Here is a 7,549-nt window from a genome sequence, read left to right on the forward strand (position 1 = left end):
TAGTATATTATCAGTTATTAGAAAATTGAAGCAAGAATCAACATACCTTATGTGGAAAAACCACAAAAAACATCTAAAAATGTATTACTGGAAAGAAAATACTCTATGGAGTGATGGATACTTCTGTTGCACAATAGGAAACGTAAGCAAAAAAACAATTACAGAATATATACGCAGTCAAGGTTGATATTCGGATTAGACGGTATTCATCCCTTTGTTTCATTTCAAAGAAATGAAACTCGCATTAAATCTACGATTTGATGCAATGCTAAAGACATAAGGGTTTTCTACCTTCTGTTATTATAAAATCGAATTTTCTCAGTCCGTGAAGTTTACCTGTTGGTATTTTCTTCTCGGGTCTGATACCTTTAGTCTGCTGATAATCACCAAGGGAATGAGGCGGCATCCCAGGGTGACTACTGTTGTATTCTCCGGTATCGTTTACTGGATTTTTCCTATCATGTTCTACCCGCATCCAGTGGTCTGGTCAACCAGAAACCTGTTTTATAGAGAAACAAGCTCCTTCCCCCACATTGAAGCACATCGTGCTTCAGTTAGGGAGGGGTAGTTGACGGTTAACAGAGCTTGTACTGGATTTTATCATAGAACCTGTATATAGAACTTTTTACAAACCGGGCTGGTTGGTCAGCTTTTGTAAGTGTTACTACATGGTTTTCATGTATCTTATAAGTATGCTGACCATCAATAACCAGTATTGCTTCTTTTTCAGGTATGGTTGTTTCAACATTGATTACGCAATTTGCAGGTACCACCAATGGGCGTGATGACAATTTAAAGGGCGCAAGTGGAACAATTAAAGCTGCATTAACACGTGGGTCTATTATAGGTCCTCCTGCACTCATAGCATAGGCAGTTGACCCTGTAGGTGTTGAAAATACTATACCATCCGACCTTAACTCTTCAAGTTCGTAATCATCAATCTTTACTTTGGTGGTAAGTATTTTTGCAGGTCTACCTGTCATCAGGACTATTTCGTTGGTTGCCGGTGGAAGTATATCACCGTTAAGCGAGACCCCCAGCCTTATCTGTTCATTGTATGTAAATCCATGTAAAGCTTTTTCAACCGTCGAAAGCGCTTCCTCGGGATCTGTATCGACCAGAAAACCCACTTTACCCATGTTGATACCCAATATAGGTATCGGGTCATACATTCTGGAAAGTGTTAATAAAACTGTACCGTCACCTCCTACAACAATTAGAAATTCAACTCCGGTATTACGCATGTCTTCGATTGCTTCTATTCTAATAAAATCATCTTCAATACCAATCTCTTTTGCAGTATTTGGTGAAACAGCTATTTCTACTACAGAACTAAATTCGTCTATAATAGACTTTGTCATTTCAAGAGCGCCTTCATGATCCAGTCTTGAAACCAGCCCTATTTTTTTTATCTTCAATTTAATTTATTCCTCCGGTAAGTTTCAATAATTTGTCATGTACAATCCCATTGGACGCTATCATATATACATGATAAATAGAATTATCCTGTAATTCAATCGAGTCCGCAAAACCATCTGTAACTCTACCACCGGATTCATCCACTATGAATTTCCCGGCGGCTACATCTGTCAATCTCAAAGACCCTCTTACATCAACAAATGCATCGAATCTTCCTGATGCTACATAACAGATTTCCAGTGACACACAGCCAAGAATTCTCATCCTCCTTATATTTCGGGACAAATCAACTGTGTGTTCCACATGAAGACGATATCCATAAACACTGGCACAGCACTCATTCAATTCCGACTTTTTAGATGGTGATATACGTTTACCATTTAAATAGGCACCTTTACCAGATTCTGCATAATATACGTCTTTGCTTGAAATATTTTTTACATATCCAGCCCAGATATATGAAAGGTCAGGACTACCGATTGCGATGGATACACTGTAAAATGGGATACAAAATGAAGCGTTATAAGTTCCGTCAATAGGGTCTATAATAATTGTAAATTCAGGATTGTTACCTAATATTTTTACACCCATTTCTTCACTTATTATCCTCATCGACCTACCATCTTTTTTAAGCACTTCTATTATCGCTCTTTCAGCGATGTCATCAATTAATTTTGTATCCGTCCCGTCTGCACCTGTGTAAAGAGTTTCGTAAGCTTTTTGAGTGCCTAAAAGGTCTTTAACCGCAGTTTCTACTGATGAAACCGCATGATTACAAAGGTCAAAAAAAGAAAAATAGGAAACCATAATAATACTAATTATTTGGTTCCAATTCCCATTGCTTTATTTGTTTTGGATTTGGATTTGTCAGCATCCTTTTCAAGTTCACACATGGCCCTTATTGCATCAATGTTTTCTGGAACAACATCTGCTTCCTGGTGTACTGCCTGTAATAGATAGAGTTCACCCTCATAGAAATCAATGGAATCCTCCCAGATGCAGTTTTCCCACATGTCATTTCTCGGACGACCGAGGTCCCTTGCAAGTTCCATAGTTTCTGATGTTGAAGTTATACCTGGTTCAAGGTAATGCATTCTTGGATTTTCTGCAAGCAGGTTTTTGATGTCGTCTGCACTGCAGTCATTTTTCAACTCCATATTAACAGTATGAATGTGCATCATGGTATTTGGTACTTTAACAGCCATTGTAGAGATATCAATACTTGGTATGACTGACTGGACGTCAGGACCATGATGAGATGGGAGTTTTACAGGGTCTGCTACAATTGAATTGATAGGACCTTTTTTGATATCCGACGGGTCAGCTGCTCTACGAATCAAAGTAACCCTGCATTTTTTGACACCATATTCCCTGTCTATATTGGATATTAGCCTACAAAGGGCTGTTGTATTACATGAAACCACGCGTGTGTAATCACGACCTATTGCGTCATTATAATTGGAATCAGCGTTGAATGAAAAACCTGCAACTTCGTGATCTTCTCCACCCTGCCAGATTGCTTTCACTCCTGCTTTTTCATAAAGTTCCTTATTCTTCTCCCCCACTCCTTTGGGAGTGGCATCTACAATTACATCTGCCTCGTTAACCATGTCCTCAACAGTACCGGCAACTTTTATACCGCCATCTTTCATTTTAGATGTTTTATCCGATGGTGTATAAACATTGTAACCCATTTTCTGTGCCATTACAGCTTCATAATTGGGTTTTGTTTTAGATATACCTATAAGTTCCATGTCTTCCTGTTGATGTATTGCATCTGCCACTCGTTTACCTATCGTTCCGTATCCGTTAATTCCAACTTTTACTTTGTCCATAATCTAAAACCTCTTTAATTTATATATTCAATAGTATTTCTAAAACACTTAACTTTTCCCCACTCTTATAATTGTGCCCCATAAACCAGATTAAAAATAGGACATGTTATCTATGAGCAGATATAAGATTATCAGAAATATTTACACTTAAGTTTTTCCTCAGTTCCAAAAAAGCTTTATTTAAAGTTCTAGAAAAATATAGAATCCGTTCCAATTCGGATTCTCTAAACACAAGGCGGGGTTTTACGTGGCAGATATAGAGACAAGCGAAAGATTAGGAAGAAGTCTTGGATTTTTTTCCACATTTGCAATCGGAACAGGCACCATGATAGGTGCTGGTATTTTCGTACTCCCAGGTATGGCTACTGCTGCAGCAGGACCTGCAGCCATTCTTTCATTCATATTTGGTGGGTTAATAGCAATGGCTACTGCTATCAGTGCTGCAGAGCTTGCAACTGGAATGCCCCGTGCAGGTGGAAGCTATTATTTTGTGAGCAGGGCAATGGGTGCAGTTTTTGGCACTATAATCGGTATAGGAGCCTGGATAGGACTTGTATTCAAGGGTTCCTTTGCACTTGTTGGATTTGGTGATTATTTTTATACCCTCTTTTCATCGCCAGTACTGATAACAGCCACAATAATCGGACTTCTACTGCTATATATAAATTATAAAGGTGCAAAAAGCAGTGGGTTTCTTCAAAACGTAATTGTAATTATACTGTTTATCATACTTTCAGTTTTTATTATAAAAGGGGCTTTTATAATAGACCCGACCAAATATCATCCTATTGTTCCATATGGTTATAGCTCCATATTCACCACCACTGGACTGATTTTTATATCATATCTTGGTATCATAAAATTGGCTGCAATTTCTGAAGAAGTAAAATACCCTTCAAAAAACCTTCCAAGAGCCTTTATAGGATCAGTTGCAACTGTGATAGTACTTTATACAGGTATAATGGTAGTGGTTAATGGTGTTCTTCCATTTGAAGATGCTGTGAATACTGAAACACCGCTTGTAGATGTAGCAGAGGTAATGCTGGGACCCACTGGACAGATAATTATAATACTCGCCGGTCTGCTGGCAACTCTTTCTACAGCCAATGCCGCGATAATGTCATCTTCAAGATTCCCTTTTGCAATGGGTAGAGATGACCTTGTACCACATTGGTTTATTCATATACATGGAAAATACAACACACCCTACAGGGCTATAGTAATTACTGGATTGTTAATGGTTATTCTTTTATTTGTATTCAATGTAGAACAACTGGCAAAACTTGGAAGTGCATTCAATATACTGGTGTTTGTTCTTGTCAATCTATCAGCCATAATCCTTAGAAGAAGTGCTGTAAACTGGTATAAACCTGCATTCAAAGACCCTTTTTATCCTGTCACCCAGATTTTTGGTATTGCTGGAAGTCTTGTATTACTTCCGGTTATAGGAGTTTTACCCTTCATTTTTGCAGTAGCTGTTATTATTGCAGGCTTCATCTGGTACAGTGCCTACGGAAAAGCTAAAGCACTTCCCAAATATAACCTCTTAGATATGATTGAGTCCAGTAGAATTACAAAAGGCCACAAAAGGATGAAAATACTGGTTCCAATAGCAAACCCTGAACATGAAAATGACCTTGTCTACCTATCGGAGAATATAGGTGATGATATCCTCGGATTGCATGTAAGAAAAGTCCCAAACCAAACAAGTTTACAGGCTGCCCGAGATGAATATCATGAACATAAACCAGAGATTGACAGTTTACTGGAAAACCAATTTAGACGATGCTCTGTAATGGATGGTTGTGAACACCAATATATAGTAGCCTTTGATCATGATGTATCCAACTCCATAATAGAGCAGGGAAGAATTGAAAATGTAGACCTTATCGTTATTGGTTGGCACGAAGGGTACAGTTTCATAGGGGATATCGCTGAAAAGGTATTGTCCTGTGCACAAAAAGATATTGCAGTTTTAAAAGGTAAATTACCAAGTAACATCAACAGTATAACAGTGGCATATAATAACAAGGAAAATTCCAGATATGCTCTATACCTTGTAAAGCAGTTTGCAAAACGTACCGGTGCCAAAATTAAACTCGTTCGTGTAATTAATCCTGACCTTGAAGAATACCAGAAAAACAGAGAAACTGAAATGATAAAAGAGACAGCACAGGATGATGAGCTTGAATTTAAATATGAAATAAATGAAAGTTACCATATAAAGGAAGCTATCATTGAATCAGCAAAGAAAAGCGACCTACTGGTTATTGGAGATTCCAGCCAGAGGTTTAGTAAAGCTCTTCTTGGTACACTCTCACAGAACATTGCTCAGGATTGTGATATACCAGTTATGATTGTAAAAAGGTATAGACCTATTACAAAGGAGAAAATACCATATTACTGCAGATTAAAATTTTTGAAAAAAAAGTTGTTCAAAATGTTGGGGAGATAATCCCTGTACATTTTTCAACTGTTTTGAGTAATAATAGATTCTCCCTTTGAAAAATCAACTTCTTTTATAGTTCCTTTTATAGTTTTTTTATCCCCAAAGATTCCTGTAAGTTCTATATCACCATCGTTGTTGACCATTCTGGTAACAGATTCCATAATAACTTGTCGTTCATCACCAGTTTCAAGCACTACATTGAGTTCACACATGTATATTCACCTTTTAATTATTGTTCGTTTACCAGTTTTGCAATTGTACATCCAGTATCAAGACCCAAATCCGATGCCACACTTTCACATTTTGTTTTTAGCAAATAAGCAGTTGGACCCAGATTATATTCTGAAAGTGTCTCATAATTTGCCATTCCCTTACTTATAATAAGGGATGCATTATCAAATGCTTCAAGAAGTTCATATGGTGCGTCCTCAAAATTTACACCTATTGCATTTGAACCTGTTGTAAGTAAATAATCTACTTTTTTATCAATTTCGTAATCATATACATCATCCAGTGTTGCATCATTTAGTATAGGTGCACCCCTGACAACCAGTGTAATATATCCACCCAATTTTTTAATTATATCAAATACTATTGTATCGAGTAATATTTCACCACTATTATCTGCAACGTAAACTACATTATCAAGCATTTCAAACATTGATGATGTATCATCAACATCAAGTCCTTTTTCAAAAGTCTGTTTAAATGTTTCATCAAATATTTCTGGAGCCACATCAAAACCCACCACCCCAAAATCAAAAGTGTTTCCTATTACTGATGCAAGTACGCTTCTTCTAAACAGTTCTTTATCACTTACATCATCATTATAAACTCTTTTTTGTGCAACCGGGAATATATCTTCTGCTGTTTTGTTGCTCAATTTCTTCAATTCAAGGTAGGGGTCTTCATCACCAAGAACTTCATAAACTTTCTGATGTACAGCTGTTGAAATTTCTCCAGCAGGTCTACCTGGTTTATAGGTTCTATTAAGTTCATCAATGCCTTTCATAACTGCTTTATGCAACAACTGTTCATCATCTGTTGATAATTTAGCTTCATAATGCACTCTTGTAAGCAAACAATGTGCACATCTTGGGTTAATCTTCATGTTTTATCCTTCTGTTTTTAAATAATTAATTTTTTTTAGATATTGTTATGAGAATATCAAACTGTATTAGAAGATATAGGGCAATTATTCTGATGGTATTTATAATATCATTTATTCCTGTTATATAGGCTGTGCCTTCAACTGCCACATCCCACATTAAAGTAAATCCTGTAAATAATCCAGATGGTGCAGTGATTCTTATAATCGACGGGTTGAGCTTATCCTACATATATCCTGAAATGACACCTGAAAATATAGATGGGGTTGAAACCAGAAAACCTGTGTTAAAAAATTGGCTCTGTAGAAACCCTATAGAAACCGCCATCAATCAGCAAATTCTAACAAATTAAATCAATACTGGATATTTTGGATATTAATCAAGAGCTACTTATTGCTAACGGAAATCCAAGTCCTGTTGAAAAATATTTAGATATAAAAATTAAAACCCTAAACAACAAAAAGTGAAGCTGGTTCGAAATGGCAAAACTGTTACTACTGCATCAGATGATAATGATATATTCTATGAAATAGAATCGGGTCATAATTACAAAATTATAACGGGCAACAAGTTTAATTCTAAAAAAATCACTTTTAACACCGACAAAATTGTGGATTTTGCATCTAACACCGATAAAGATTCTGGAAATGAACTCATATAACCAATATTAAATAATTGGAATTGTGCTGATTTTTTTATAAATATCATTAATATAATGGGAATTCTTAAAATAATAA

General features: G+C 36.4%; 10 protein-coding genes. 4 read left to right on the forward strand and 6 right to left on the reverse strand.

Translation table 11 applies throughout. The annotated features are described in order from the left end of the window. Window positions 1–187: transposase (locus tag QZ276_RS02895; RefSeq protein ID WP_292485120.1), on the forward strand; the 187-nt coding region annotated here is incomplete at its 5' end. Between the two features lie 81 nt (window positions 188–268). On the opposite strand, the gene QZ276_RS02900 is transcribed toward QZ276_RS02895, so the two are convergent. The 4 genes from QZ276_RS02900 to QZ276_RS02915 form a co-directional block, all read right to left on the reverse strand. After that, entirely contained in the window at window positions 269–475 is a 207-nt protein-coding gene (locus QZ276_RS02900) for a hypothetical protein (RefSeq protein ID WP_292485122.1), read from the reverse strand. 100 nt (window positions 476–575) lie between these two features. Further along, window positions 576–1,418 carry an NAD(+)/NADH kinase gene (locus QZ276_RS02905; RefSeq protein ID WP_292485124.1) on the reverse strand — a complete coding sequence of 281 codons (843 nt, stop codon included), beginning with the start codon at window positions 1,416–1,418 and terminating at the stop codon, window positions 576–578. Between the two features lies 1 nt (window position 1,419). After that, the gene (locus QZ276_RS02910; RefSeq protein WP_292485126.1) at window positions 1,420–2,226 is read right to left on the reverse strand and encodes a bifunctional fructose-bisphosphatase/inositol-phosphate phosphatase; all 807 of its coding nucleotides are present in this window, start codon (window positions 2,224–2,226) and stop codon (window positions 1,420–1,422) included. 11 nt (window positions 2,227–2,237) lie between these two features. Next, window positions 2,238–3,254, reverse strand: coding sequence for a type II glyceraldehyde-3-phosphate dehydrogenase (locus QZ276_RS02915; protein WP_292485128.1), 1,017 nt, complete (start codon window positions 3,252–3,254; stop codon window positions 2,238–2,240). A 247-nt stretch (window positions 3,255–3,501) separates the two neighbouring features. Here QZ276_RS02915 and QZ276_RS02920 point away from each other — a divergent pair, with 247 nt between their 5' ends. Then, window positions 3,502–5,709 carry an amino acid permease gene (locus QZ276_RS02920; protein WP_292485130.1) on the forward strand — a complete coding sequence of 736 codons (2,208 nt, stop codon included), beginning with the start codon at window positions 3,502–3,504 and terminating at the stop codon, window positions 5,707–5,709. A gap of 14 nt (window positions 5,710–5,723) precedes the next feature. Here the strand turns inward: QZ276_RS02920 and QZ276_RS02925 are convergent, their stop codons facing one another. Further along, window positions 5,724–5,915, reverse strand: coding sequence for a CooT family nickel-binding protein (locus tag QZ276_RS02925; RefSeq protein WP_292485132.1), 192 nt, complete (start codon window positions 5,913–5,915; stop codon window positions 5,724–5,726). A gap of 17 nt (window positions 5,916–5,932) precedes the next feature. After that, window positions 5,933–6,814 carry a DUF89 domain-containing protein gene (locus QZ276_RS02930; RefSeq protein ID WP_292485134.1) on the reverse strand — a complete coding sequence of 294 codons (882 nt, stop codon included), beginning with the start codon at window positions 6,812–6,814 and terminating at the stop codon, window positions 5,933–5,935. 131 nt (window positions 6,815–6,945) lie between these two features. Here QZ276_RS02930 and QZ276_RS02935 point away from each other — a divergent pair, with 131 nt between their 5' ends. Beyond that, complete coding sequence (locus tag QZ276_RS02935) at window positions 6,946–7,164, forward strand: hypothetical protein (RefSeq protein ID WP_292485136.1); 219 nt, start codon at window positions 6,946–6,948, stop codon at window positions 7,162–7,164. Window positions 7,165–7,275: 111 nt separating this feature from the next. Then, window positions 7,276–7,473: a hypothetical protein gene (locus QZ276_RS02940; RefSeq protein ID WP_292485138.1), complete on the forward strand. Its 198-nt coding sequence runs from the start codon at window positions 7,276–7,278 to the stop codon at window positions 7,471–7,473. Window positions 7,474–7,549: the final 76 nt, after the last annotated feature.

Origin of the sequence: Methanohalobium sp., assembly GCF_018609725.1 — an archaeon.
Classification (GTDB): Archaea; Halobacteriota; Methanosarcinia; order Methanosarcinales; family Methanosarcinaceae; genus Methanohalobium.

What these genes read in the sequence shown, in the direction of transcription:
- QZ276_RS02900 (WP_292485122.1), bottom strand. Translation starts at nt 475, where the DNA reads ATGCGGGTAGAACATGATAGGAAAAATCCAGTAAACGATACCGGAGAA.
- QZ276_RS02930 (WP_292485134.1), bottom strand. Translation starts at nt 6,814, where the DNA reads ATGAAGATTAACCCAAGATGTGCACATTGTTTGCTTACAAGAGTGCAT.
- QZ276_RS02910 (WP_292485126.1), bottom strand. Translation starts at nt 2,226, where the DNA reads ATGGTTTCCTATTTTTCTTTTTTTGACCTTTGTAATCATGCGGTTTCA.
- QZ276_RS02915 (WP_292485128.1), bottom strand. Translation starts at nt 3,254, where the DNA reads ATGGACAAAGTAAAAGTTGGAATTAACGGATACGGAACGATAGGTAAA.
- QZ276_RS02925 (WP_292485132.1), bottom strand. Translation starts at nt 5,915, where the DNA reads ATGTGTGAACTCAATGTAGTGCTTGAAACTGGTGATGAACGACAAGTT.